The sequence below is a fragment of the Flavonifractor sp. An4 genome (genome assembly GCF_002161755.1).
Lineage (GTDB): Bacteria > Bacillota > Clostridia > Oscillospirales > Oscillospiraceae > Flavonifractor > Flavonifractor avicola.
The window spans coordinates 1-23,810 of record NZ_NFIL01000015.1 but is presented as its reverse complement, the minus strand read 5'-3'; the positions used below and the strand labels follow the sequence as shown (position 1 = coordinate 23,810).

Genomic DNA, 23,810 nt, shown 5'->3' with positions numbered 1-23,810 from the left:
CATAAATCCCACGAATTCAATAGGAATTTTGGACAATAAGCAAGGCCCACCATCCGGCGGGCCTTGCTTAGATGCTGGAAAGATTAGAACATGGGGACAACGGCGCCCTCGTAGGTCTCATCCATAAAGGTCTTGACCTCGTCGCTCTTGAGGGCCTCCACCAGGGCCTGGATGGCGGGATCGTTCTCGTGGCCCTCCTTGACGGCCAGCACGTTGACGTAAGCCTGGGCGGCCTCGCCGTCGGCGGACTCAACGGCCAGAGCATCGGAAACCTTCAGGCCGGCGTCGATGGCATAGTTGCCGTTGATGACGGCCATATCCACATCGCCCAGACGGACGGGCAGCTGGCTGGCTTCCAGCTCCACGATGTCCAGATTCTTGGGGTTCTCGGCGATGTCGGCCTTGGTGGCGGTGATGCCGGCACCCTCCTTCAGGGTGATCAGGCCCTCCTGCTGGAGCAGGAGCAGGGCGCGGGCCTCATTGGTGGTGTCGTTGGGCACGGCGATCTGAGCGCCGTCAGCCAGCTCGTCGATGCTGGCGGTCTTGCCGGCATACAGGCCGAAGGGCTCGTAGTGGATCTCAGCGGCGCTGACCAGGTGGGTGCCGTCGCTGACGTTGAACTCGTTCATGTAGGTGATGTGCTGGAAGTAGTTGGCGTCCAGCTCACCGCTCTCCACCGCCAGGTTGGGCTGGATGTAGTCGTTGAACTCCACGATCTCCAGGGTGATGCCCTGCTCAGCCAGGATGCCCTTGGCTATCTCCAGGATCTCAGCGTGGGGGGCGGGAGTGGCGCCGACCTTGATGGTGGTGCCCTCCAGAGAGGCGGTGTTCTCCACAGCGGGGGTCTCGGAGTTGCCGGAGGGGGTCTCGGAATTACCGGCGGGGGTGTTGGCGGAGCCGGAGTTGCCGCCGCCGCAGCCGGCCAGCAGGCCGAAAGACAGAGCGCCGGTCAGGAGCAGAGAGACAAGCTTCTTCATGGTACATTTCTCCTTTTCATGTTCACAGGTGTTACCCAAATCAGAGTACAAAAAAACGCCCTTGAATAAAGTTCAAGGACGAGAGCTTTCCGCTTCGTGGTACCACCTTGTTTCACCTCTGCCTCACGACAGGGGCCTTATGGAGTACAGTCATACTCCTGCGCGCTGACGGGCGCTCCCGTCGCAGCCTATACCAAACGGTAGTCGGTGCGCCGCTCCAAGACCATCTTCACCAAAACCTTCCGTACCCGTTCCCACCATACCGGGCTCTCTGTGCCGTATCTTTCTGGTTACTCTTCTCTTCATTGCGTTTGAGGGGCGTTATTCAGTTCCCTTTGGGTTGCATTTAGTATATGCCTCCCTCACTCATTCGTCAAGTAGACAGTTTCGACAAAAGAACGGGGTGCGCATACCAAAAAGTTTACGCACCCCGTCCAAACAGATGATTATTGGATTCCGGACTTTTCCGCCCGGTTGGTCTTGAGCTTCTTCTTCCGGTCTGTGCTGCGGATACGCTTATCCAGCCGGACAGAGGCCCGGGTACCGATGGACTGGAAGATCTGCACCAGAATGACCAGCACCACCACAGATACCCACAGGATGATATTCATGCGGCGCTGGTAGCCCAGATTCAGGGCCATGGAGCCCAGACCGCCGCCGCCGATGGCGCCCGCCATGGCGCCGTAGCTGAGGATGGTGATGAAGGCGGTGGTGAAGCCGGAGATCAGGGAGGGACGGCTCTCAGGCAGGATCACCTTGGTGATGATCTGGAAGGGAGAGCAGCCCATGGACTGGGCGGCCTCCACCACGCCGCTGTCCACCTCACGGAGAGAGGCCTCCACCAGACGTGCTACAAAGGGGAAGGCAGCCACGATTAGAGGCACAATGGTGGCCACCGTGCCGATAGAGGTGCCCAGGATCAGCCGGGACAGGGGAATAACCACCACCATCAGGATGAGGAAGGGCACCGAACGCAGAATGTTGATCACAAAATTCAGCACTGCCATCACCGGACGGGGCAGAGGCAGTACGCCATTGGGCTCACCCACCACGGCGATGACACCCAGGGGCAGACCGATGACATAGGCAAAGAAGGTGGAGATCACCGTTACATACAGGGTCTCCCAGATGGCAAAGAGCAGGCCGTTTTTGCTCAGCTCCAGCAGACGGAGGACCTCTTCATTTTGCAGCAGATCAGCCATGGTAATCAGGCACCTCCTCCACAGTCACGTCCTTCTGGGCGCGCAGATAGTTCATGGCCTTAGCGGCCTCGGTTTTGTCCTCAGGCAGGCCAAGCAGCATGGAGCCGAAGGCCTTGCCGTTCACGTTGCGGGTATCGGCACCCAGAATGTTGACCTTGACCCCACAGTCGATGGCCAGAGAGGCGATGAGAGGCTCATAGGAGGAGCCGCCGTTGAACACCACCCGCACCACGCTGGCTACGGGGAACTGGTCGATATGAGCGCCCTCGGGGAACACCAGCTTGCGGCCGGCCTCGGTCTTGGGGTTGGAGAAAACCTCCTCCACGGTGCCGGTCTCCACCATATGGCCGTGGTCCAGAATGGCCACATGGGTGCAGATCTCCTCCACCACCGCCATTTCGTGGGTGATGACCACCACAGTGATGCCAAGGCGCTTATTGATGTCCTGGATCAGCTTCAGGATGGAGCGGGTGGTGGTGGGGTCCAGAGCGGAGGTGGCCTCATCGCACAGCAGCATCTTGGGGTTGGAAGCCAGAGCACGGGCGATGGCAATACGCTGCTTCTGGCCGCCGGAGAGCTGGGCGGGGTAGGCATTGGCCTTGTCGGGCAGGCCCACGATGTCCAGGTACTCCAGAGCCCGCTTTTTGGCCTCCGCCGCCGGGACGCCGGCGATCTCCATGGGGAAGCAGATGTTCTTCAGGCAGGTCCGCTGCATCAGCAGGTTAAACTGCTGGAAGATCATGCTGATGGACCGGCGGGTCTGGCGCAGACGGGCAGGGGAGAGTTCCATCAGGTTCTCTCCGTCGATGAGGACCTCTCCCTGGGTGGGTCGCTCCAGCAGGTTGATGCAGCGCACCAGGGTGGATTTACCCGCGCCGCTCATGCCGACGATACCAAAGATATCCCCGTCCCCAATGGTCAGGTTGATATCCGACAGGGCCTCAAAGTCCCCGTCCGCCGTGGGAAAGACCTTGGATAAGTGTTTCAGTTCGATCACAGGTCTGTTCTCCTTCGTCTGATTTGTATGTAATACCTCCGGTTTTGACAAAACACCGGGATGTTTGCATCGGGAATATTCTATGACAACCGGGACGGGCTGTCAAGGTGTTTCGGGAGGGAAGAGACGGGCCGATGTGGGCATCGGCCCCTACAGAGGTACTGGAGGATGGTCAGAGCAAAAAGAAACAGCCGGGCCATTGGCCCGGCTGTTCAATGACGCTATTAGTCGGTCACGAAGGGCAGCAGCGCGATCTGACGAGCACGCTTGATGGCCTCAGTGAGCTGACGCTGATGCATGGCGCAGGTGCCGGTGGTGCGGCGGGGCAGGATCTTGCTCCGCTCGGACAGGAACCGACGCAGCTTCACGGCGTCCTTATAGTCGATGTGCTCCACCTTGTCCACACAGAAGGTGCAGACCTTGCGGCGCTTGCGGCCGCGGGGGCGCTCTCTATCCATAGCCATAACTGGAAAACCTCCCTTGTTCCGGGCCTATAGTCCGGCTTGTTTTATGATGCGGCATCCGCCGCTGTGTTCGGTTTAGAAGGGCAATTCGCCGTCATCCTCAGTGAGTTCGGCAAACTGGTCGCCGCCGGCAGGGGCGGAATAGCCGCCGCCAACAGGGGCCGCGGGGGGCGCATAGCCGCCGGGCGTGCCGTAGCCGCCGGAGGGTGCGCTGTATCCGCCGCCCTCGGCGTCCCGCTTGGAGTCGCCAAAATACACGTTGTCGGCCACCACCTCGGCAGTGCGGCGCTTGTTGCCGTCCCGGTCGGTCCAGTCACGCAGCTGGAGCCGGCCCTCTACCACGGCCATACGGCCCTTGGTGAGAAAACGGGAGACAAATTCCGCCGTCTGACGCCAAGCCACGATATCAATGAAATCGGTGGCCTTTTCGCCGGTGGTCTTGTCCTTAAAGTCCCGGTCCACAGCCAGAGAGAAGGAGGCCACAGCCGTCCCGGTCTGAGTGTGCCGGAGTTCAGGGTCACGGGTCAGACGACCCATGAGAATAATACGGTTCAGCATGAAGCCTCTCCTCTCTTACTCGTCCTTGCAGACGATCAGGGAGCGCATCACGCCGTCAGTGATCCGCAGGATACGATCCAGCTCGCGGGGGAACTCGGGCTTGGACTCGAAAGTCATCAGCACGTAGTAGCCCTCAGTCAGGTCATTGATGGGATAGGCCAGGTGGCGCTTGCCCCACTCGTCGACCTCAGCCAGGGTGCCGTTCTGCTCCACCAGAGTCTTGAACTTCTCCACCATGGCAGCAGTGGCCTCCTCACCCAGGTTGGGATTGAGGATGTAGACCACCTCGTAGTTACCGCTGAGCTTTGCCATTTTCTTTGCACCTCCTTATGGACATATGGCCCCCGCTCTTTGCGGGAGCAAGGATGGCTTGTCACAAACAAGCCCTATTATTATATAAGATATTTGGAAAAAGTCAAGATTTTTTCGCGGGAAAATAAAAAATAAAAAACTTTCAGATTCTGTGCAATATTTGGACGGGCTGCACCATTGTATAGGCAGAAGGGCCGGTGAGGCCCATGAAGTAAATCATAAATTTCATTGTAAAGGAGTTTTTCAGATGAAAAGAGGTTTTGGAAAAGGCTTTGTGTCCGGTATGCTGGTTGTGTCTCTGGCAGTGGGATTGGGAGTTACCGCCATGGCGGCTACCAGAACCATTAAGGTTGAGGACGATATTCAGGTGACCCTGAACGGCGCACGGTTCCAGCCCAAGGACGCCGATGGAAATGAGGTACCCCTCTTCTCCTATAACGGTACTACCTACGCCCCCGTTCGGGCCATCTGCGAGGCCGCCGGTCTGAAGGTGGATTACGATTCCGCCACCTATACTGCTGTGCTTACCACGCAGGACCAGTATATTGCATCCACTCCCGGCGCCTCCAACTATATTACCGTGGAACAGGCCAAGAATGCGGCCCTCAATCATGCGGGCGTGAAGGCCGGCGACGCCATCTTTGTGAAAGCCGGGCTGGACTGGGATGATGGCCGGGTACACTATGAGGTGGAGTTCTACGCCGGCAACACGGAGTACGACTACGATATCGACGCCACCAGCGGCGCGGTGCTCTCCTATGACCGGGAGTGGGATGACTTTTCCCTGAAGGGCAGCGGCAGCAGCACCGCCACCCAGGACGACCTCATCACTGAGGCCAAGGCCAAGGAGATTGCCCTGGCCAAGGCTCCTGCCGGCACCACCGTGGTCAAGTGCGAACTGGACCGGGACGACGGCCGGTATGTGTACGAAGTGGAGATGCGCAACGGCAACATGGAGTACGACTGCGACATCAACGCGGTTACCGGTGTAATCATCGACTGGGATGCCGACCGGGACGACTGATCCGGTAACACAGACAAGTAAATAAACCAAAATTTGGGGCTGCTCCGGGATGACCGGAGCGGTTCCAAATTTTTTTTGACTTTTTTTCTCCTTCGGTGTACGCAAACATCCAACTTTTGGCCCTGGGACGCCAAGGGTGAGGAGTGAGTGCGGTGGACAGTGAGAGGGGCAGGCTGTTGGAACTGATGGAGAAACTGGCCAAGTGCAAGGCCAACGATGCGGTCAAGCTGGCCTTTTTGGAAGAAGGAGAAGTGGGAGAAATTGACAGACTGGATTTGACGGCGCTCACTGGATTCAAACGTACCGACAAAGGAGCTGTGGAAATTCAATTGGTGGATCGGCTGACGGTACTCAAACTGCTGGTGGAGCTTTCTGACGGACAGGAGGACAAGCAGGCGGAGTTCTTTCAGGCATGGGAACGGAAGGCTGAGGAGGATAGATGAAATTTCGGACGTTTTCCCCCAAGCAGAAGCAGGTGCTCACCTGGTGGTGCGACCCGGAAGTGCGGGACAGGGAAGCATTAATTTGCGACGGGGCGGTACGCAGCGGCAAGACCATGTGTATGGGTCTGTCCTTCTTCTGTTGGGCCATGCGGACCTTCCATGGTCAGGCCTTCGGCCTGTGCGGCAAGACGGTCACCGGTCTGCGGCGCAATCTGCTGGGTGGGCTGCTACCGGTACTCAGGGAGCTGGGCTTTCAGTGGGAGGAGAAGGTGTCCAAAAATTTGATCATCGTCCGCTTCGGCGGGCGGGAGAATACCTTCTACCTCTTCGGCGGAAAGGACGAGGGAAGTGCCGCCCTCATCCAGGGCATCACCCTGGCGGGGGTGCTGCTGGACGAGGTGGCCCTCATGCCCCGGTCCTTTGTGGAGCAGGCCTGCGCCCGGTGCTCGGTAGAGGGGAGCCGGATGTGGTTTTCCTGCAACCCGGAGGGGCCGGAGCACTGGTTCTACAAGGAGTGGATCCAGAAGAAGGAGGAACACAATGCCCTCTACCTCCACTTTACCATGCAGGACAACCCAGCCCTCTCCCCCAGAGTCATCCGGCGGTATACCCGCAACTTCAGCGGGACCTTCTACCGGCGGTTCGTGCTGGGAGAGTGGGCGGCGGCAGAGGGGCGGGTATACGACTTTTTTGATGAGAGCTATGTGAAGCCTGTGCCCCAGGGGGAGATGGAACAGTGGTGCATCTCCTGCGACTACGGGACGGTGAATCCCTCTTCCTTCGGCCTGTGGGGTCTGCGGGATGGAGTGTGGTACCGGGTCAAGGAGTTTTACTACGACTCCCGGCGGGAGGGCAGGCAGAAAACCGACGGAGAGTACGCCCGGGATCTGGAGCAGCTGGCAGGAGGAAGGACCATCCGGCGGGTGGTGATCGACCCCTCCGCCGCCAGTTTTATCGAGCTGCTGCGGCGGCAGGGCTGGCGGGTAGAAAAGGCCAATAACGACGTGCTGGCCGGTATCCGCGTGACCGCCGATCTGTTACGGCAGGGCAAGTTGGTGATCTGCACGCCCTGCGCCGACGCCATCCGGGAATTTTCCCTCTATTGCTGGGATGAGAAGGCTGTGGGGGACCGGGTACAAAAGGTTCACGACCACGCCATGGACGACATCCGGTATTTCGCCGCCTCGGTGGCGGCGGGAGGCGAGGGCGGATTTTTCGGAGGGCTGTGCGTGGAGCGGGAGCGGTTTTGAGAAAAAGGAGTGTGGTTATGGGACTGTTCCATAAGAAAAGTGGGCCGGAGAGCGGCGGACTGGCGGTCCAGATCCGGGAGGGCGGCAGGCATCCCTTTGGCGTATTGGACGGCTATGTGCCCCTGCAGCAGGGAGAGATTGCCCTCTACCGCAGTATTCGGGAGGCGGTGCCCATTGTGGATGCCGCCATCTGGAAACTGATCCGGCTGGCAGGCGGGGTGATTGTGCAGTGCGGAGACAAACGGGCCCAGGAGGAGCTGGATTGGTTCCTCCAGCACGTGAACACAGGCCGGGGTCAGCGGGGTATCCAGTCCTTTTTGGACTGCTATCTGGACTCCATGCTTACCTGCGGCCGGGCGGTAGGGGAGATCGTGCCCGACCGCAGGCGGAGAGATATTGCCGCTCTGCTCTGCGGCAATGTGGCGGACATCGAGATCAAAGAGGGGGCCACCCCCATGGAGTTTGCCATCTGGGGCCGGGGGACCGACGGTACCATGCGGGAACTGCCCCGGCAGGAGCTGCTCCTCTTCACCCCCTTTCAGCCTGAGACGGACAGCCCCTATGGGGTGAGTCTGCTGCGGTCCATGCCCTTCCTGACTGAAATTTTGCTCAAAATTTATCAGGCCATGGGCATGAACTGGGAGCGGATGGGCAATGTCCGTTTTGCGGTGGTATACAAGCCGGGGGACAATCCCCTGGATCAGAGCATGGTGCAGGAGCGCAGCCGCCAGATCGCCCGGGAGTGGTCCGCCGCCATGCAGGCGGGCAAGCACGGCAATGTCCGGGACTTTGTGGCGGTAGGCGATGTGGACATCAAAGTGATCGGCGCGGACAACCAGGTGCTGGACAGCGAGGTGCCGGTACGGCAGATCCTGGAACAGCTGGTATCCCGCACCGGCATCCCGCCCTTCCTGCTGGGATTGTCCTGGTCCTCCACCGAGCGGATGAGTACCCAGCAGGCCGATATGATGACCAGCGAGATCACCGCCATCCGCCGGGGACTGGAGCCGGTGGTGGAGCGGATCTGTGAATTATGGCTCACCCTCCACGGTTACCGGCCTCAGGTAAGTGTGGACTGGGAGGATGTGAACCTCCAGGACCTGGTGGAGGAGGCTCGGGCAGAGCTTTACCGCCAGCAGGCCAGGACCGTGGAGATGGACAACGAGGCCAGAGAGAAGGGAGAGACGGTATGAACATCAACAAGCAGGCCGGGGTGGACCAGAACGCCGCCCTGGACCAGACCGAGCTGGGGCTCATCAACGCCATGAGCCGCAAGAAGCTGACAGAGGAGGAGGTATACACCTTCGCCGTGCGGCTGTGCGACAATGAGGTGGATCGGGACGGGGAGCGGTTCCCGGCGGAGACTCTGGAGGAGCTGGCCCCCCTCTTTGTGGGTAAGAGCGGTATTTTCGACCACCAGTGGAGCGCCGCCGGACAGACCGCCCGCATCTACCGCACCGAACTGGTGCGGGATGAGAGCGTCCTCACGGCGGCGGGGGACGCTCTGTGTTACCTGAAGGGCTACGCCTATATGCTGCGGACCGAGAGCAACAAGGACCTGATTGCTGAGATCGAGGGCGGCATCAAGAAGGAAGTGAGCGTGGGCTGCGCGGTGGAGGAGGCCAGATGCTCCATCTGCGGGGAGAACATTCATGACAGAAGCCGGTGCGCCCATGAGAAGGGCAGGGAGTACGGCGGCAAGCTGTGCTGGGCCGATCTGGTCCACGCCACCGACGCCTACGAGTGGTCCTTTGTGGCGGTGCCGGCCCAGAAAAACGCGGGGGTGATGAAGAGCATGAGACAGGATATGGAACAGCTGGAGCGGGAGGCCGCCCTGGGGCGCAAGTACCTCCAGCAGCTCAAGGATGAGGTGGTGCGCCTGGGCGGCGTGGCCGGGCTGGCCCTGGAGCAGGAGACGCTGAAGGGCATTGTCCGGAAGCTGGAGGAGCCGGAACTGGACGCGCTGAAGAAGGCCTTTGAGGTCCAGGTGGACAAGGCCTGGGGCGTGGAGACCCAACTGCCCGCCTGGGAGCAGCCCATTCAGGCCGAAAACAGAGACGGGGCCTTTTTGATCTGAGAAGGGGACAGGCGACCGTAAAGGTCGCTCCTACGAAAAGAAAGGAGTAGAAAAATGAGCAGCAAGATTTCCTTTGAAGGTATCGGCGAAGTGGTGGCTACCTTTGCCTGCGGCGAGGGTGTGGCCGCCGGTCAGGTGGTCAAGGTAACGGAGGACGGCACGGTGGGTGCCTGCTCCGCAAGCGAGAAGTTCTGCGGCGTGGCCTTGTCCGCCGAGGACGGATATGCTGCCATCCAGCTGGGCGGACTGGTAAAGGTGCCTGCCAGCGGCGGCAGCATTACCGCCGGCTGGTGCAAGCTGTCCGCGGACGGTTCCGGCGGCGTGAAGCTGGACACCTCTACCGGGACCGAGTATCTGGTGGTGCGGGTGGAGACTGACGCGGCCGTGATCTGTTTGTAAGAAAGGGAGGATGGGAATATGAGCTATCGGTTTGATAATCTGAGACTGGAAAAGGGTATGTACAACGAGGCGGGCCGCACCTTTACCCAGGTGCTGGAGCGGGAGGATCCCTCGGAGCAGTACAAGGGCACTCCTCTGGAGGGCCTGGACGCCTATCAGCGTCAGCTCAAGCGCTTTGACATCAAGGTGAAGGGTGCGGGCAGTGACGTGGTGGAAAAGTTCTTCTCCACCAGCCAGTCCGCCGTCCTCTTCCCCGAGTACATCGCCCGGTCGGTGCGCCAGGGTATGGAGGAGGCCGACCTGCTGCCCCACATCACCGCAGCCGTCACCCGCTTCGATGGCATGGACTACCGCTCCATTGCCTCTGTGCCCGAGGATGACCAGAAGGCCCTGCGCCATGTGGAGGAGGGCGCCACCATCCCCCAGACCCAGGTCAAGACCCAGGAGAACCTGGTCAAGCTCCACAAGCGGGGCCGGATGCTGGTGGCCTCCTACGAGGCCATCCGCTATCAGAAGCTGGACCTGTTCTCCGTCACCCTGCGGCAGATCGGCGCCCACATCAACCGGATGCACCTGGAGGATGCCATTGATGTGCTTCTCCACGGCGACGGCAACGAGAACCCCGCCAAGGAGTATACCGTGGGCTCCGACCCCATTGGCGGCTCCTCCGGTACCCTGACCTACGACGATCTGGTGGACTTCTGGGCCCAGTTTGACCCCTACGAGATGAACACCCTGCTGGTGTCCGGCGACATGATGCGCCAGCTGCTTAAGATGGACGAGTTCCAGAATCCCCTTACCGGCCTCAACTTCCAGGGTACCGGCAAGCTGGCCACCCCCCTGGGGGCCACCCTGCTGCGCACCTCCGCTCTGGAGAGTGGTCAGCTTATTGGCCTGGACAAGAACTACGCTCTGGAGATGGTGCAGGGCTCCGACGTGATGGTGGAGTATGACAAGCTCATTGATCGCCAGCTGGAGCGGGCCGCTATCACCTCCATCTCCGGCTTTGCCAAGTTGTTTACCGATGCCGCCAAGGTGCTGAAGCTGAAATGATTGAGGAGATTATGGCCATGGCCCAGAGTCTGGGTCATGTAGACGACGGCCAGCAGGCGGCCCTGGAGGCCCTGTGCCGGGCGGCGGAGACTGAGATGACCGGACGGCTCCGGGATGGGGTAAGTCCGGAGGACTGCGGCCCGGCCTTCGTGCTGGGGTGCGCCTGGGTGGCGTTGGCAGGGCTGGCCGGAGGCCAGTACGGCGGCGGGACCGAGTTTACTGCCGGAAGCGTTACCATCCGGGAGGCAGACTGCGTTCAGGATCGGGAGCGCTCCGCCGCCCTCCGGCTCCAGGGCGAGACGGTGCTGGGGCCCTATCTGAAAGACCGGGGGTTCCTGTTCCAGGGGGTGGAGGGATGACCGGACGCTGGGAACGGATTTTATCCAGATATGGTCAGACCATCACCCTCTACCGGCAGGGACAGGAGGAGGGCACGGCGTGCCGGGCCTTCCTCCAGCCCGTCCTGGAGAAGGGGGCGGATTTCTTCCAGCGGCAGCCCACCCCTCTGGGACTGGTGCGGCAGGACCGGTGGATCTGTCTGGGCGGACCGGATATGGCTCTGAATGAGCTGGACGGCGGGTACCTTGCCTGGGGAGACCAGACCTTTACGGTGCGCAGTGCCCAGCCGGTATACCTGGGGGAGGAACTGGTGTACTGGTGGGGACTGCTGGCGGTAAGAGATTGAGCGTGACCTGGAGTGTTTTGACGGGTGGAAAGACTGTGGGAAGCGGGGGAGAGCAATGGAGTTTGGAACGATCCGGGAGCGGATGGCGGACTATCTGCAGGAGCAGGGCATTGACGCCCAATGCGCCTACCCGGAGATGAGGCGGGCTCGGAGAGATGGAGTGGTAACCGCCGTTTCCCTCCGGGCCTGCCAGGGGGGACCGGAGGGGTTCCGGGACTACCTGGGAGAGCGGTACGACCAGGAGAGCGGCCAGTGGCAGGAGCTGTACGGGAGGAAGATCGTCCTCACCTTCGGGCTGGACCTGTACGCTCCCCAGGGCTGCGGCGCGGCGGGCATCCAGGAGACCTTTGACCGGATGGCTGAGGCCTTGCAGCGGGAGGGACCTCCCGGCCTCACCCTCCAGGAGCTCTCCTGCGGAGAGACGGAATTTGACCAGGGGGCCGGCCTCTACCACCGGACGGTGGAGGCGGTATGCCGGGGCTACCTGTATGCGGTGGCCCAGGAGGGCGGCACCTTCCTGGACTTTATTGTGAGAGGAGAGAGCCGGATTTGAGTATGACGATCCATGAACGGCCTGGAGTGTACTCCAGCTACGACGCCTCCACCGTGATCAGCGGCAGCGGTGGCGGCCGTACGGTGGGCCTGGTGGGCCTGGTCAGCGAGGGGGAGAGTGGCAAGCTGTATACCCTTAACCGCTATGAGGACGCGGTGACCCAGTTTGGGCAGGAGGAGAATCTGACCAAGCTGGTACAGGTGTTGTTCCGCAACGGCGCGGCCAAGGTGGTGGCGGCCCCGGTGAGCGGCCAGGAAGACTATCAGGGAGCCTTTGACCTGCTGGCGGCAGAGGAGGATATCTCTGTGGTGGTGTGCGACAGCACGGAACTGACCGTCCAGCAGGCTTTGCGGCAGAGCGTTTGTGACGCATCCCAGGCCAGACGGGAGCGCATTGCCGTGGTGGGCGGCGCTCAGAGCGAGAATGTGGAGGCCCTGGTCCAGCGGGCGGAAGGGCTTAACAGCGAGCGGGTGGTGCTGGCGGCCCCCGGAGACGACACCGGACTGGCCGCCGCTGCCGTGGCAGGGGCCATTGCCGGAGAGAGCGACCCCGCCATCCCTCTGGGCGGCGCGGAATTGAAGGGCCTGGAGGGGATGGAGGCCCGGTACGCTGACACCGAGATCGATACCCTGGTGCGGGGCGGCGTTACCCCCCTGGAAAATGTGAGCGGCGTGGTCAGCGTGGTGCGGGGCGTTACTACCCGTACCAAGACCGGAGAGGCGGAGGATGCCACCTGGCGGGAACTGACCACCATCCGCATTGTGGACGACGTGATTCCCACCATCCGCAACTCCCTGCGGGCCAAGTTCCGCAGGACCAAGAACACGGAGCAGACACGGGGAGCTATCCGCTCCCAGGTGGTGCTGGAGCTGGAGAACAAGCTGGCCAGGGAGATCATTACCGGCTACGATCAGGTGACGGTGGAGGCGGACACGGAAAATCCCACCGTCTGTCTGGTGGACTTTACCTTTACGGTGGCCCACGGCCTCAATCAGATCTGGCTCACCGCCCACATCACGGTATAAGGAGGCAACGGCATGAAGATTTCTGGTTTTCCCACCAGCAGCGACATCTACCTGGAGATCGACGGGAAAAAGGTGGCGGTGGTCCAGAGCTACACCGCCAAGACCACCCGCTCCAGCCAGAGCGTGGAGGCCTTCGGCGAGGAGGAGCCGGTGGCTACCATTCCTGGTCCGCGCAGCCACGTGCTGGAGCTGACCCGGCTGTACGCCACCGACGAGGCCATCCGGGACGGCATCAACTTCCACGACCTGGAGGATTTCAGCCTGGTGATCTGTAAGCCGGACCGGAAGATCATCTACTCCGGCTGCCAGTGGAGCGCCATCGGCGAGACCGGTGCTCTGGGGGCTATGGTAGTGGAAAAGATCACGGTGGTGGCGGCCAAGCGGATCGAGACGGCGGTATGAGTGGGGGAGACTGCAAGATGGAGTCCCTGCTGAATCGAAAAGACCGGCTGACCCTGGAGGACGGCACCCAGCTGCGGCTGCTCTCCGCCCTGGAGGTGCTGGAGGCACGCCGGGAGGGGGAGGAACTGGCTCAGGGCGAAGGGGAGCGGGCTCTGTGCGCCAATGCCTGCCTGCTGGCCCGCGCCCTGGAGGAGAACGGCAAGCCCCTGTTCTCCTCCGGCCGGGCGGTGCTGGAACATCTCAGCGCCCGGGAGGTGGCAAACCTGGCCCGGCTGTGGGATGAGCTGGATCGGGCGGAAAATCCCTCCCCTGAGGATGGGGAGGAGGAGACCCAACCCATAAAAAAAGCCTGGAGCATACGCCTTATGAGCGCCTTCGCTGGCGTGTGCTCAAGACGTTTGGGGCTCTTCCAACGGAGGAACGGGCCCAAAAAATGAAGGCCAGAGACTACCTGTGGTGCGCGCTCAACCTGATGCTGGACCGGGAGGAAGTGCTGGAGCAGCTCTGTCCCTCCTGCCGACAGAAGGCGGAGGAGGTGTGCTGCCCGGTATGCGGACAGCCGGCGGGGACCACCATGGGTGGACAGAACGCCTCCTTCGATCAGGAGCGGTTTGAACGGCTGATGCGGGGGGAGCAGGCATGATCGACTATATTGGACAGCTGCTGGAGCAGCAGCTGGAGCGGGAGGAAAGGGACGGGGTCTGGAAGACCGGCCCGGTGCGGGTCCCCCTCCCTGCTGTGGGAGAAGAAGAGGCCGGACAGAGCGGAGAGAACACGGAAGAAGCTGTCTTGTCCAGTCTGGAGGGCAGGGACGGGGCCGGTTTGCCTCTGACGGCGGGCGGTTCCGGAACTGTCACCGGCGGAGATATCCTCCGGTGGATGGTGGGGTTAGATGTGCTGGATCAGGCCGGGGAGCGCCGGACGAATGGCGGGCCGGAGACTGACCGGGCCTGGACGGAGGCTGTCCGGGAGCTGGATCAGGCGGTACGGATCAGCCTGGCGGGCCTTCCGGTGGCGGAGCGGCAGACCCAAGTGGTGACATTGGAGCCGCCGGGCAGAGAACAGAACGGCGGTCAGGATGGGCTGCGGCGGCTGGACCGGCTGGTGCGGCGGGACGCACGAAGATTTGACGGGGGGTTTCAACTGCTGTGAGACTGGCGGCAATGCGCTATAAAAACTATGTATGGCCCCACAATCCCAGGGTGTATTCCATCTCCTTCAAGCGGAAGGTGGGGGCCAGGGAGGTGCCCTTCGGCCACTATGCCCTGCAGGATCTGGGACCCTCTTACCGCATCATGCGGGGAGAAGGAGAGTTTGTGGGGGAGGGGGCCTACGATGAGTTTAAGAAGCTGGCCACCGTCTTTTACAACCAGGGGCCGGGTATCCTGGTCCACCCGGTGTGGCAGACGGCCAACGCCTACTTTGTGGAGCTCTCCCTCAGTCAGGAGCCCAGAGCCGACTATGTGAAGTACACCTTCACCTTCTGGGAGGAGTTTGGTGGGCACAGCACAGGTACCCGAGTGACCACCACCTCTGGCGGAACGACGGGAGGGACTGCCCAGACTGGTTCCACCGGAGAGCGGTGGTACACCGTGGTACGGGGGGACACCATGTGGGGGATTGCCCGGCGGTATGGAGTGAGTCTGACAGACCTTATCGCCCTCAATCCCCAGATCAAAAATCCCAACCTGATCTACCCGGGGCAGAAAGTGCGGGTGGCGTGATGGAGGCCGTACTGCATTGCTGGGACGGAAGTCAGATCGCTCTGCCCCAGATAACGGAATGGAAGTTTCAGTATGGGCTGGGCACCCCCTGCGACAGCTTCGAGGTGCGCTGCCTGTGGGAACCGGAGGAGGATCTGCTGGCGGAGGCGGTCAGCTTTACCGCCGATGAGGGGGGCCAGCGGGTATTCACCGGCCTGGTGGACGAGTGCGAGCGGAGCTGGGATGAACAGGGCAGCTTTTTGACCATATCCGGTCGAGGTATGGCGGCCCGGCTGCTGGACAACGAGGCTCTGGGTATGGACTACCAGGTAGCCACCTGGCAGGACATCCTGCGGGACCATGTGACGCCCTACGGGGTGGAGGCGGCGCCGGGTGCCAAACTCACCGCCGTGCCCGGCTTTTCCGTGGCGGTGGGAAGCAGCGAGTGGCAGGTGGTCTATGAGTTCTGCCGGTATTACGGCGGGATTACCCCCCGGTTCGATCGGCTGGGGAGGCTGGTGGTCACCCCCTGGGAGACAGGGGAGAAGCTGGTGCTGTCCGAGGACACGGGAGTGACCGCCCTTACCCTGCGGGATCAGCGGTACGGTGTTCTGTCCCAGATCCTGGTGCGGGACAGAACCACCGGAGCGGTGCAGACGGTGGAAAACGAGGACTTCGCCCGGCGGGGCGGCCGGTGCCGGAGGGTGCTCACCATGCCGGGGAAGAGCAGCTATCAGACCATGCGCTATTCCGGCAGCTACCAGTTGGAGCGGTCGGCGGAGGAGCTGCGGCAGCTGGAGCTGGAATTGCCCGGGGCCTTTGTGACCTGGCCGGGGGAGTTGGTAGAGGTCCGCCTGAACAAACCGGTGGGTCGGGGTACCTGGCGGGTAGCGGAAATGGTGAGCGGAATGGACGAGAAGGGAACCTACACCCGGCTGGTGCTGGGGGACCCGGCGGCATTGAAGTAGGAGGGAGACAAGATGTGGCTGGCACAGCAGCAGCGGCGTAGAAGAAAAGATGGAGGTTCTCAGGTGGGCACCGTTACCCTGGGGGGCGACCCGGCAGGGGTATGCCTGGACGGCGAGCGGCGTGACCTGCCGGTATTTGCCCCCGGCGGCTATGTATGGCGTCCAGCCCGGGGTGACCAGGTGCTGGTCCTCAAGACCGGCGCCGACGGTGAGGCCCCCTGCGTAGCGGGGGCACGGTGTGCCGAGGAGTACGGCGTGGCAGAAGGTGAGGTGCTGCTCTACAGCGGAGGCACCTCCATTCGCCTGGGCATGGACGGCACGGTGTCCGTGACCGGCAAACTGCTGGTCAACGGCAAGGAGGTCATGACAAGGGAGTGAGCAGATGGAACTGATGGTAAGGGACGGCGACTATGTGCCCGACGAGGGGGGCGGCTACCGGCGGGCGGAGGGCAGCCAGGAGCTGCTCCAGAGGGTGCTGTGGAAGCTATCCATCCCGCGGGGCAGCTTCCCCTTTCTGCCCAACCTGGGCAGCCAGCTCTACCAGCTGGGCCGCTGCAAGCCCGCCCAGCGACAGAACCTGGCCCAGCAATATGTGGCCCAGGCCCTGGAGGACGAGCCTGACCTGACGGTGACTGCCGTGAGCCTGAAGGAGGACGGCACCATGGAGGTGGCGCTGACCTGGCAGGGGGAGGAGCTGAAGCTGACGGTTGAGACGGGAGGGATTTGGTGAGATCCATTGACGAGATCTATGGAGAGATGACGGCCATCTTTGAGAAAGAGACGGGGATTGCTCTGGCCGGAGACGGAGATATGGCGGTGCGGCTGTACGCCGTGGCTGCCCAGATCTACGCCCTGTACATTCAGGCCGACTGGGTAAACCGCCAGTGCTTTCCCCAGAGTGCGGAGGGGGAATATCTGGACAAGCACGCCCAGCTGCGGGGCCTGGAACGCCGTGAGGCTGTGGCGGCGGAGGGGACCATTCGTTTCCAGACGGACAGTGCCGCCCAGGCTGATCTGACCATCCCGGCGGGGACGGTGTGTATGACGGCGGGGTTGATCCGCTTTGAGACCACCCAGGAGGTTACCCTCCAGGCCGGTGAAACCCAGGTGGACGCCCCGGCAACCGCCCTGGAGCCGGGGACGGCGGGCAATGTGGCGGCAGGCGCCATCCGGGCCATGGCAGTGGCCCCGGTGGGGATCGGCCGGTGCACCAACCCGGACGGCTTCTCCGGCGGCCTGGACGAGGAGGACGACGAGACCCTGCGGGCCAGAGTGATGGAGACCTTCCAACGGATGCCCAACGGAGCAAACGCCGCCTACTATGAGCAGAGCGCCATGTCCTTTCCTCAGGTGGCGGCTGCGGCGGTGGTATCCCGGCCCAGAGGGGTGGGCTCGGTGGATGTGGTTGTGGCTACCGCTGCCGGAGTGCCCGATGAGGAACTGCTGGGGGAATTGCAGGCCTATTTTGAGGAGCGGCGGGAGATCGCCGTGGATGTGCAGGTGCGTGCCCCGGAGGTACAGAATGTGGATGTGACCGCTCAGATCCAGACAGCGGCCAACCGGGATGGAGATACGGTGCGGCAGAATGTGGAGCAGGCCATTCGGAGCTGGTTTAATGGACAGCGACTGGGCCAGAACATCCTGCGGGCTAAGCTGGGCCAGCTGATCTATGAGGTGGACGGAGTGGAAAACTACACCCTTACCGCCCCCGCCGCCGATGTGACGGTGGAGCACGATGTACTGCCCCAACTGAACACTGTCTCGGTCACCCGGACGGAGGGAACGGCATGAGCGGCTACGCGGAATATTTGAAGGACCTGCTGCGGCCCCTGCGGGTTTATGAACTGGAGGGCACCGCCAACGGCGGGGAGCTGGAGGCCCAGGGTCAGGCACTGGACGGCGTGGAAGCTGGTCTGGAGGAGATCCAGCGGGAGATGCTGCTCTCCACGGCGGAGGACCGGGGGCTGGAGGCTGTGGAGAGCCTGCTGACCCGGCGGCCGGTGACCGCCGATCTGGAAATGCGGCGGGCGGCCTTGGCCGCCCTGCTCCGCATCGGTGGAGACAGCTTCACTCTGGCGGCCATCAATGACAACCTGAAAGGCTGCGGCATCAATGCCCAGGCCAGAGAGACCGGAAAGGCGGGGACGGTAGAGGTTTACTTCCCTGATGTACCCGGAATCCCCGATGGGTTTGAAGAATTGCGGGAGATCATTGAGAGCATTCTGCCCGCCCATTTGGGCGTAGAATATGTGTACTGGTATATCACCTGGGCACTGATGGAACAGAAGTTTTCCACTTGGGGCGAGATCGAGACTTTGGGACCCACCTGGGAGGAACTGGAGAAGATGGTGGAGTAACAGCCGGTGGGGAGAACAAACAGAAGAAGCACAGACCGGCCTGTTTGACCGTCTGTGCTTCTTGTTGGTTATGTAGTTTAAAGCGTGCCCAGGACCATGCCGGCAATCACCAGGAAAATGCCGATCACGCCGGTGACGGTGATGGTCTCATGGAGGGCCACGGCGCTGACCACCAGGGTAACCAGGGGGACCATGTAGATGTACAGGCTGGCTTTCAGCACGCTGATCTTCTGAGTGGCCTTATTCCAGAACAGGTAGCATAGAGCGCTGCCCACAAAGCCCAGATACATCAGTTTCAGCCCATTTTCCCAGGTGAACACCGATTCAAAGGGAATGGGATGACCGTCCAGCAGGACCAGAGGAAGCACCGTCAGGATGCCGTAAAACATCAGCTTTCTGGTGATGAGCAGGCCGTCGTACAGCGGGGACCACCGGCGCAGCAGCAGGCAGTAGACCGACCACGAGGCGGCGGCAGACAGGGCCAGCAGGTCTCCCAGAGGCCGCAGATGGAGGGCGGTCATACCGTTGAGGACCACCAGCACCACGCCCACGAAGGCCACGGCGTAGCCGGTGATCTGGCCCCGTTTCAGGTGCTCCTCTTTTCGGATGACCGCCAGAAGCAGCGCCATCAAGATGGGGGACGTGGAGACCAGGATGCTCACGTTGGAGGTCTGGGTCAGGGTGATGGCGTTGGTCTCCGCCAGACAGTAGAGGGTGTTGGAAAACAGGGCCAACAGGAGGAAACGCCACTCCTCCCGCCAGCGGAAATACCACTTGGGATGGAGGACCCACAGCAGAAGATAGGCCAGAATGAAGCGGAGCAGCATCAACTGGACGGGCTGAAGAAAGGTCATCAGGCCCTTGCTCACCATAAAGGTGGAGCCCCAGACCACAACGCAGATCAGGGCCATCCCGTGGCCCATCCACTGGCTTTTCTTCAACGTGACCGCCCTCCTGTTTCATCTCATCTTGGGTGGTTGGACAGAGGGACCAACCACCCAAGGCAATGTTAGCATCAAGAGGACTTCAAGTCAATCATTGGAAGAGCTTCCAGCAGGTCAGGAAGTGGGAGAATTCTGGCAGATCAAATTACCGCTGGCATCATAGCCCTGGCACCAGGCCAGCCAGGCCGCACCGCTGTCATCGGATGGGCCGGGGGCCAGGGTGGAGGGAGCGGCCCACACGCCGTCGGCCACCTGGGTAAAGGTAGGGGAGACGCCGCGGCTGTCTATGGCGGCCTGGGGATCGGCCCGCTCACTGGTACCCAGAGAAATCAGCTGGGCTTCCACCCGCACCACCCTGGGGTCGGTGCAGATCACCACAGGGGTGGCCTCAAAGGCAAGGTCAAAACCGGGCCAAGAGCCGAACAGATTGCAATAAATGGGATCTTCCAGCTGGGTGAGATCCAGCTGCCAAAAGGGAAGGGTATCCGCAGGCCGCCACAGGAAACCGACCAGCTGGTCCAGGGTATAAAACTGCACGGTGTCCCCCTGACGGCCCACAAACCACCAGGTGTTTTTTGGTACATAGTCACCTTGGATCTCCTGGTATTGGATGGGGCCGGAGGCCAGGATGGTGTTATCTATCACATAGTGTTCCCGGTTCAGGCGCTCACACGCGGCGGAGGAAGAGGGGAGGGGCGTATCCAAGGCGATCCAGGCGGAGAGCAGTCCTAGGCAGAGCAGCAGGATGCTCAGGACCCAGCGGATGCGGGGCAGGGTATAATAGCGGAAATGAGTCATGACAGCGGCACCTCCTCCTCCAGATCGATGCGGAGTATGATCTGGTCGCCGGGCTTGCCCAGGGTGACGGTAAACCATTGGGCGCCGGGTGTGGGATCGGCGATGGCGAGATACCCGCCGGTGGCCAGAGGCGAGGTGGACCAGGTGAAGCAATAGGCCTCCCCGGTGGCGCCGGTAGAGTCGATCCAGGTATACGGTACCTCGTACAGTTCCAGGTTATCCAGCCACAGCTGCCAGTGGGAGACCGAGAGGGAAACCTGGAGTTCCAGCTGGGGATGGTTGGGGTAATCCGGCGTGCGGATCAGGGCGGCGTCGTGGGCGGTGATGGTATAGCCGCCCACCGTTCCGCTGCCGGAGGCGGAGCCGGAGATCACCAGAGTTTCGTCCGGCTGAGAGGGAAGGGTGCAGGAGGGCGGGAGCAGGGAGGTGTGGGCAAAGAGGCCGGTCTGATGCAGGCCGCTGGCCACGGTGCTGACCAGAATGAGCATGACGCCCAGCACGGTGAACAGGGCGGTCAGGCCGGGGACCAGGGGGCTGTGGCAGCGGTCCAGCTCATGGCCGATCTGATAGGGATCTCCCATGGCCTCCACCGCCCGGCGGGCGGCTACCTCAGGTTCGATGCCCTGTTCCTCCAGTGCGGCGGCGTGGTCCTCCAGATGAGCGGTCAGCTCTTCCCGGGCCAGACGTTTTGCCAGCGGCAGTCGGATGACAGAACACACCTGGTCGCAGAATTGTTCAAATGGCTGGCACAAGGCGGATTCACCTCATTCCCTGTCTTTGGTGGGATCATAGGAGCAGACCAGATTGCCGTCGGCGTCATAGCCCTGGCAGAAGGCCACCAGATGGCCGCTGTTGTCAGAGGATACCCAGGGGATCAGGACATAGGGGGAGGGACCTACCCATACTCCGTCTCCCGCCTTGGTGAAGGTGGGGGAGACTCCGCGCTGGGCGATGGCGGCCTGTGGATCTGCCAAGTCCTCCTCTGACAGGGCAACCAGTTGGGCCTCCACCCGCACCACAGCGGGGTCCGCACAGAGGAGGATGGGAATGACCTTTGAGGCATCCATACCAGAGAAGCCATCCAGGGAGGTCAGCTGGGTGATGTCAAAGGTACATCCGATGGGCTGATCCTGGAGGGAGAGCTGATAGGAACGGCCACGGGTAGCGCGGTCCAATGGGCGCCACAGGAACCCGGCCAGCCGCTCCAGCACCTGGAGCTGAAAGCGATCGCCGCTGCGGCGTATGAACCACCAGCAGTCCCGGTCGGTATAATCACTTTTGATGATGATCCCTTCCTCCGTCATATCGATGGGGCCGGAGGCCACGATCTCGCCGCCGGAGCTGTAGTTTTCCCGATCTATCCGGGCGCAGATGGCGGCCGGGGAGGGGAGCGGGGCATCCAGTGAAAGCCACAGGAAGAAGAGACAGAACAGAGCGGCTATGATACTCAGAACCAGCAGGAGGCGGGGCAGGATGTAATAGCGAAAGTGTTTCATGCCGGAGGCACCTCCTTATCCAGAGTGATTTCCAGGGTGCATTGATCGCCGGGCCTGCCCAGAGTGACGGAGAACCAGCTGCAGCCGGGGGTGGGGTCCTCCAGAACCAGATACCAGTTTTGAGCCAGAAGGGTGGAGGCCATGGGGCAACAGGAGACCGTACCGGAGGCGCCGTCGGAGTCGGTCCAGACGGCGGGGATGGAGGGGGTCAGGTGGTCCAGCCAGGGCTGCCAGTGGGAGACGGTGACAGCGGCCTGGATTTCCAGCATGGAGGGGCGGAATTTGGTGCTGGGGCGGTGGACCAGAGCGGCGTCTTTGGCCCGGATGGTATAGCCCCCCATATGGCCGCCGCCCTGGGCATCTCCCTCGCAGAGCAGGTCTCCATCGTCCCAGCCGGGCAGGGTGGGGGTGGGCAGCAGCACGGTTTCATAGCGGAAGAAACCAGTCTGATGCAGAACGCTGGCGCAGAAGCCGATGAGAAAGAGGGCGCAGGCGCACAGGGCAAAGATTTTGGACAGCCGGGGGAGCAGAGGACTGTGACAGCGGTCCAGCTGGCGTCCGATCTCTTCCGGATCTCCCATGGCTTCCACGGCCTGGACTGCGGCCTCCTCAGCAGAGATCCCTTTCTCCTCCAGCGCGGCGGCGTGGTCCTCCAGGTGGGCGGTCAGTTCCTCACGGGCCAGACGCTGGGCGGGGGGCCAGCGGATAGATGCACACACCTGATCGCAGAAACTATCAAAGGTTTTGGAGGACATACACTCACCTCAGTTCATAACGAGTCGTCCAGGATTCCGGTTCAGGGGACTGGTAGATCAGCCTTCCGTCGGCGTCGTAGCCACGGAGGCGAATACGGTCCATATAATAGGCGGGGAGCAGGTTCCCGGTGAGCTGAAACCAGAAGCAGCCATCTGCCGCCGGGCCCTGGCGGAGGGTATTCAGGCCATAGACCATGCCGGCGTCCGACTCAGAGACCAACACCGGGTATTCCACCTCCACCTGGACAATGTCCGGGTCACCGGCCAACACCAGAACAACCCCCAGATTGTGGGGCGTGACGGCACTCAGCGGCTGTTCCGGGTCCCGGTAAAGGGACACAAGCGTGCCGGAATCCCAGAGCAGCCCTTCCCGGGACAGACCGCACCAGGCGTACCAGTTTCCCATGCGCAGCAGGTACTGGCGGTCATAGAGAGGACCGGACCCCAGATCGGCCACCACCTGGCCGTCCTCCCAGTAATACCGGGTCTGAGTGGCCCGCAGGGCCTGTCTGGCGGTAAACATGGGGAAATCCAGGGTGACAGCCAGGAAAACCAGAGTAAGCAGCAGGATCACGGCGTCCCGCAGGAGGCGCCATTTGCGGCCCCGCTGGGAGATAGGACGTTCAGCCATCTGCTTCGCCTCCCTTCAGCGGAACGGTGAGGGAGAGGCGGACCTCTCCATAGCGGTCGAAGCGGAAGGCCAACTGGGTGGCTGCCGGGTCTACATTGGTGACGGTGAGGCAGTAGTGAGTGGCAAAGGGGAAATCACCCATGGGGGTGCTGACCTGCACTCTGGAAAAGACGGTTTCGTCCAGAGCCTGCCACTCCCGGGGAGAGGGATAGCGGTTGCCCACATCGTCCTCCGCCCACAAGTCATAGCCAAAGGCGGGACAGCGCAGCCAGGGATTGGATTGCGTTACCTGGAGGATACAGTCCACATAGCGGGCGCCGGAGTAGTTTTCAATACCGACCTGTTTTATGGTGTAGGTATAGGGCGGGTCCTGATAGACAGCATTGGTCTCATACTGAGCCACCAGATTGTCCGGGTGGACATGACGCTCAAAGTAGAGGGCGGGATCGCTGCTGACAGAATCGGGCTTTCCGGTCAGGTTCTCCAAGGTGCCGGGCAGGTGGAACAGGCAAAATATTATAATGATGGCCGACAAGAGCCACACCACCGCTTGAAACCAGATCTGGAACCACCCCAGCAGGGGACTGTGGCTCTCATTCAGAGCCCGGCCCAGCTCCTCCGGGTCACCCATAGCCAGGACAGCCGCCTCTTCGGCCTCCTCCGGGGTCAGGTCGGGGCGGGCCTCCAGCAGGGCGTCCCGGTGGTCCTCCAGGTGAGCGGTGAGTTCGGCGGTGATG

Annotated in this window: 34 protein-coding genes and 1 other annotated feature; of the genes, 21 read left to right on the top strand and 13 right to left on the bottom strand. The window is 61.8% G+C overall.

What is annotated here, in order from left to right; all coding sequences use genetic code 11:
• Positions 1–83: 83 nt before the first annotated feature.
• The 6 genes from B5F94_RS08220 to rpsF all read right to left on the bottom strand — a co-directional run bounded on the left by B5F94_RS08220 (position 84) and on the right by rpsF (position 4,510).
• Positions 84–977, bottom strand: coding sequence for a MetQ/NlpA family ABC transporter substrate-binding protein (locus B5F94_RS08220; protein WP_087269342.1), 894 nt, complete (start codon positions 975–977; stop codon positions 84–86).
• A 71-nt stretch (positions 978–1,048) separates the two neighbouring features.
• Positions 1,049–1,292: a binding site (T-box leader), on the bottom strand.
• 131 nt (positions 1,293–1,423) lie between these two features.
• Positions 1,424–2,179, bottom strand: coding sequence for a methionine ABC transporter permease (locus B5F94_RS08215; RefSeq protein ID WP_087269345.1), 756 nt, complete (start codon positions 2,177–2,179; stop codon positions 1,424–1,426).
• The gene (locus B5F94_RS08210) at positions 2,172–3,176 is read right to left on the bottom strand and encodes a methionine ABC transporter ATP-binding protein (RefSeq protein WP_087189290.1); all 1,005 of its coding nucleotides are present in this window, start codon (positions 3,174–3,176) and stop codon (positions 2,172–2,174) included. The genes B5F94_RS08215 and B5F94_RS08210 overlap by 8 nt, the downstream gene beginning before the upstream one ends.
• A 224-nt stretch (positions 3,177–3,400) precedes the next feature.
• Complete coding sequence (rpsR, locus tag B5F94_RS08205) at positions 3,401–3,640, bottom strand: 30S ribosomal protein S18 (protein WP_007490771.1); 240 nt, start codon at positions 3,638–3,640, stop codon at positions 3,401–3,403.
• A gap of 75 nt (positions 3,641–3,715) precedes the next feature.
• Complete coding sequence (ssb, locus tag B5F94_RS08200; RefSeq protein ID WP_087269348.1) at positions 3,716–4,198, bottom strand: single-stranded DNA-binding protein; 483 nt, start codon at positions 4,196–4,198, stop codon at positions 3,716–3,718.
• 15 nt (positions 4,199–4,213) lie between these two features.
• The gene (gene rpsF, locus B5F94_RS08195; RefSeq protein ID WP_087189288.1) at positions 4,214–4,510 is read right to left on the bottom strand and encodes a 30S ribosomal protein S6; all 297 of its coding nucleotides are present in this window, start codon (positions 4,508–4,510) and stop codon (positions 4,214–4,216) included.
• A gap of 247 nt (positions 4,511–4,757) precedes the next feature.
• Between rpsF and B5F94_RS08190 the strand changes: the two genes are divergently transcribed.
• From B5F94_RS08190 to B5F94_RS08090, 21 genes are all read left to right on the top strand, one after another.
• Positions 4,758–5,534 (top strand): PepSY domain-containing protein, encoded by a 777-nt coding sequence (locus B5F94_RS08190; RefSeq protein ID WP_087329296.1) that lies wholly within the window; start codon positions 4,758–4,760, stop codon positions 5,532–5,534.
• 152 nt (positions 5,535–5,686) lie between these two features.
• Positions 5,687–5,977 (top strand): XRE family transcriptional regulator, encoded by a 291-nt coding sequence (locus B5F94_RS08185; RefSeq protein WP_087329294.1) that lies wholly within the window; start codon positions 5,687–5,689, stop codon positions 5,975–5,977.
• Positions 5,974–7,227: a PBSX family phage terminase large subunit gene (locus B5F94_RS08180; protein ID WP_087329292.1), complete on the top strand. Its 1,254-nt coding sequence runs from the start codon at positions 5,974–5,976 to the stop codon at positions 7,225–7,227. Before B5F94_RS08185 ends, B5F94_RS08180 begins: the two co-directional genes overlap by 4 nt.
• Positions 7,228–7,244: 17 nt before the next feature.
• Positions 7,245–8,420, top strand: coding sequence for a phage portal protein (locus B5F94_RS08175; RefSeq protein WP_087329290.1), 1,176 nt, complete (start codon positions 7,245–7,247; stop codon positions 8,418–8,420).
• Positions 8,417–9,304 (top strand): hypothetical protein, encoded by an 888-nt coding sequence (locus B5F94_RS08170; RefSeq protein ID WP_087329288.1) that lies wholly within the window; start codon positions 8,417–8,419, stop codon positions 9,302–9,304. Before B5F94_RS08175 ends, B5F94_RS08170 begins: the two co-directional genes overlap by 4 nt.
• A 54-nt stretch (positions 9,305–9,358) precedes the next feature.
• Positions 9,359–9,703 carry a hypothetical protein gene (locus B5F94_RS08165; protein ID WP_087269363.1) on the top strand — a complete coding sequence of 115 codons (345 nt, stop codon included), beginning with the start codon at positions 9,359–9,361 and terminating at the stop codon, positions 9,701–9,703.
• An 18-nt stretch (positions 9,704–9,721) separates the two neighbouring features.
• Positions 9,722–10,756 carry a phage major capsid protein gene (locus B5F94_RS08160; protein ID WP_087189281.1) on the top strand — a complete coding sequence of 345 codons (1,035 nt, stop codon included), beginning with the start codon at positions 9,722–9,724 and terminating at the stop codon, positions 10,754–10,756.
• Positions 10,753–11,115: a hypothetical protein gene (locus B5F94_RS08155; RefSeq protein WP_087269369.1), complete on the top strand. Its 363-nt coding sequence runs from the start codon at positions 10,753–10,755 to the stop codon at positions 11,113–11,115. The genes B5F94_RS08160 and B5F94_RS08155 overlap by 4 nt, the downstream gene beginning before the upstream one ends.
• Complete coding sequence (locus B5F94_RS08150; protein ID WP_087269372.1) at positions 11,112–11,441, top strand: hypothetical protein; 330 nt, start codon at positions 11,112–11,114, stop codon at positions 11,439–11,441. Before B5F94_RS08155 ends, B5F94_RS08150 begins: the two co-directional genes overlap by 4 nt.
• Positions 11,442–11,496: 55 nt before the next feature.
• Positions 11,497–11,994, top strand: a complete 498-nt coding sequence (locus tag B5F94_RS08145) for a hypothetical protein (RefSeq protein ID WP_087329286.1) — start codon at positions 11,497–11,499, stop codon at positions 11,992–11,994.
• Positions 11,995–11,996: 2 nt separating this feature from the next.
• The gene (locus B5F94_RS08140) at positions 11,997–13,019 is read left to right on the top strand and encodes a phage tail sheath C-terminal domain-containing protein (RefSeq protein WP_242965640.1); all 1,023 of its coding nucleotides are present in this window, start codon (positions 11,997–11,999) and stop codon (positions 13,017–13,019) included.
• A gap of 12 nt (positions 13,020–13,031) precedes the next feature.
• On the top strand, positions 13,032–13,421 hold the full coding sequence (locus B5F94_RS08135) for a hypothetical protein (protein ID WP_087329283.1): 390 nt from the start codon (positions 13,032–13,034) through the stop codon (positions 13,419–13,421).
• Positions 13,422–13,438: 17 nt separating this feature from the next.
• Positions 13,439–13,858 (top strand): hypothetical protein, encoded by a 420-nt coding sequence (locus B5F94_RS08130; RefSeq protein ID WP_242959096.1) that lies wholly within the window; start codon positions 13,439–13,441, stop codon positions 13,856–13,858.
• A complete protein-coding gene (locus tag B5F94_RS08125) occupies positions 13,855–14,064 on the top strand; it encodes a molybdopterin oxidoreductase (RefSeq protein WP_087269384.1) in 210 nt (69 codons plus the stop codon). Before B5F94_RS08130 ends, B5F94_RS08125 begins: the two co-directional genes overlap by 4 nt.
• Positions 14,061–14,573, top strand: coding sequence for a hypothetical protein (locus tag B5F94_RS08120; protein ID WP_087329281.1), 513 nt, complete (start codon positions 14,061–14,063; stop codon positions 14,571–14,573). The genes B5F94_RS08125 and B5F94_RS08120 overlap by 4 nt, the downstream gene beginning before the upstream one ends.
• Positions 14,570–15,145, top strand: a complete 576-nt coding sequence (gene safA, locus B5F94_RS08115) for a SafA/ExsA family spore coat assembly protein (RefSeq protein ID WP_343212806.1) — start codon at positions 14,570–14,572, stop codon at positions 15,143–15,145. Before B5F94_RS08120 ends, safA begins: the two co-directional genes overlap by 4 nt.
• Entirely contained in the window at positions 15,145–16,092 is a 948-nt protein-coding gene (locus B5F94_RS08110; protein ID WP_087329277.1) for a hypothetical protein, read from the top strand. Before safA ends, B5F94_RS08110 begins: the two co-directional genes overlap by 1 nt.
• Positions 16,093–16,104: 12 nt before the next feature.
• A complete protein-coding gene (locus B5F94_RS08105) occupies positions 16,105–16,470 on the top strand; it encodes a hypothetical protein (RefSeq protein ID WP_087188074.1) in 366 nt (121 codons plus the stop codon).
• 4 nt (positions 16,471–16,474) lie between these two features.
• The gene (locus tag B5F94_RS08100; protein ID WP_087269399.1) at positions 16,475–16,822 is read left to right on the top strand and encodes a hypothetical protein; all 348 of its coding nucleotides are present in this window, start codon (positions 16,475–16,477) and stop codon (positions 16,820–16,822) included.
• Positions 16,819–17,883 carry a baseplate J/gp47 family protein gene (locus tag B5F94_RS08095; RefSeq protein WP_242965635.1) on the top strand — a complete coding sequence of 355 codons (1,065 nt, stop codon included), beginning with the start codon at positions 16,819–16,821 and terminating at the stop codon, positions 17,881–17,883. Before B5F94_RS08100 ends, B5F94_RS08095 begins: the two co-directional genes overlap by 4 nt.
• Complete coding sequence (locus B5F94_RS08090; protein WP_087329275.1) at positions 17,880–18,449, top strand: DUF2313 domain-containing protein; 570 nt, start codon at positions 17,880–17,882, stop codon at positions 18,447–18,449. The genes B5F94_RS08095 and B5F94_RS08090 overlap by 4 nt, the downstream gene beginning before the upstream one ends.
• A 77-nt stretch (positions 18,450–18,526) precedes the next feature.
• On the opposite strand, the gene B5F94_RS08085 is transcribed toward B5F94_RS08090, so the two are convergent.
• From B5F94_RS08085 to B5F94_RS16435, 7 genes are all read right to left on the bottom strand, one after another.
• The gene (locus tag B5F94_RS08085; protein ID WP_087329273.1) at positions 18,527–19,390 is read right to left on the bottom strand and encodes a DMT family transporter; all 864 of its coding nucleotides are present in this window, start codon (positions 19,388–19,390) and stop codon (positions 18,527–18,529) included.
• A gap of 117 nt (positions 19,391–19,507) precedes the next feature.
• Positions 19,508–20,191 carry a hypothetical protein gene (locus B5F94_RS08080; RefSeq protein WP_087329271.1) on the bottom strand — a complete coding sequence of 228 codons (684 nt, stop codon included), beginning with the start codon at positions 20,189–20,191 and terminating at the stop codon, positions 19,508–19,510.
• Positions 20,188–20,943, bottom strand: a complete 756-nt coding sequence (locus tag B5F94_RS08075; RefSeq protein WP_087329269.1) for a permease prefix domain 1-containing protein — start codon at positions 20,941–20,943, stop codon at positions 20,188–20,190. Before B5F94_RS08075 ends, B5F94_RS08080 begins: the two co-directional genes overlap by 4 nt.
• 12 nt (positions 20,944–20,955) lie before the next feature.
• Positions 20,956–21,687 (bottom strand): hypothetical protein, encoded by a 732-nt coding sequence (locus tag B5F94_RS08070; protein ID WP_087329266.1) that lies wholly within the window; start codon positions 21,685–21,687, stop codon positions 20,956–20,958.
• Entirely contained in the window at positions 21,684–22,442 is a 759-nt protein-coding gene (locus tag B5F94_RS08065) for a permease prefix domain 1-containing protein (protein WP_087329264.1), read from the bottom strand. Before B5F94_RS08065 ends, B5F94_RS08070 begins: the two co-directional genes overlap by 4 nt.
• A gap of 4 nt (positions 22,443–22,446) precedes the next feature.
• On the bottom strand, positions 22,447–23,073 hold the full coding sequence (locus tag B5F94_RS08060) for a DUF5044 domain-containing protein (protein WP_087329262.1): 627 nt from the start codon (positions 23,071–23,073) through the stop codon (positions 22,447–22,449).
• Positions 23,066–23,810 (bottom strand): permease prefix domain 1-containing protein (locus tag B5F94_RS16435; RefSeq protein WP_087329260.1); only part of this gene is annotated, 745 nt, incomplete at its 5' end. The genes B5F94_RS08060 and B5F94_RS16435, both read right to left, overlap by 8 nt.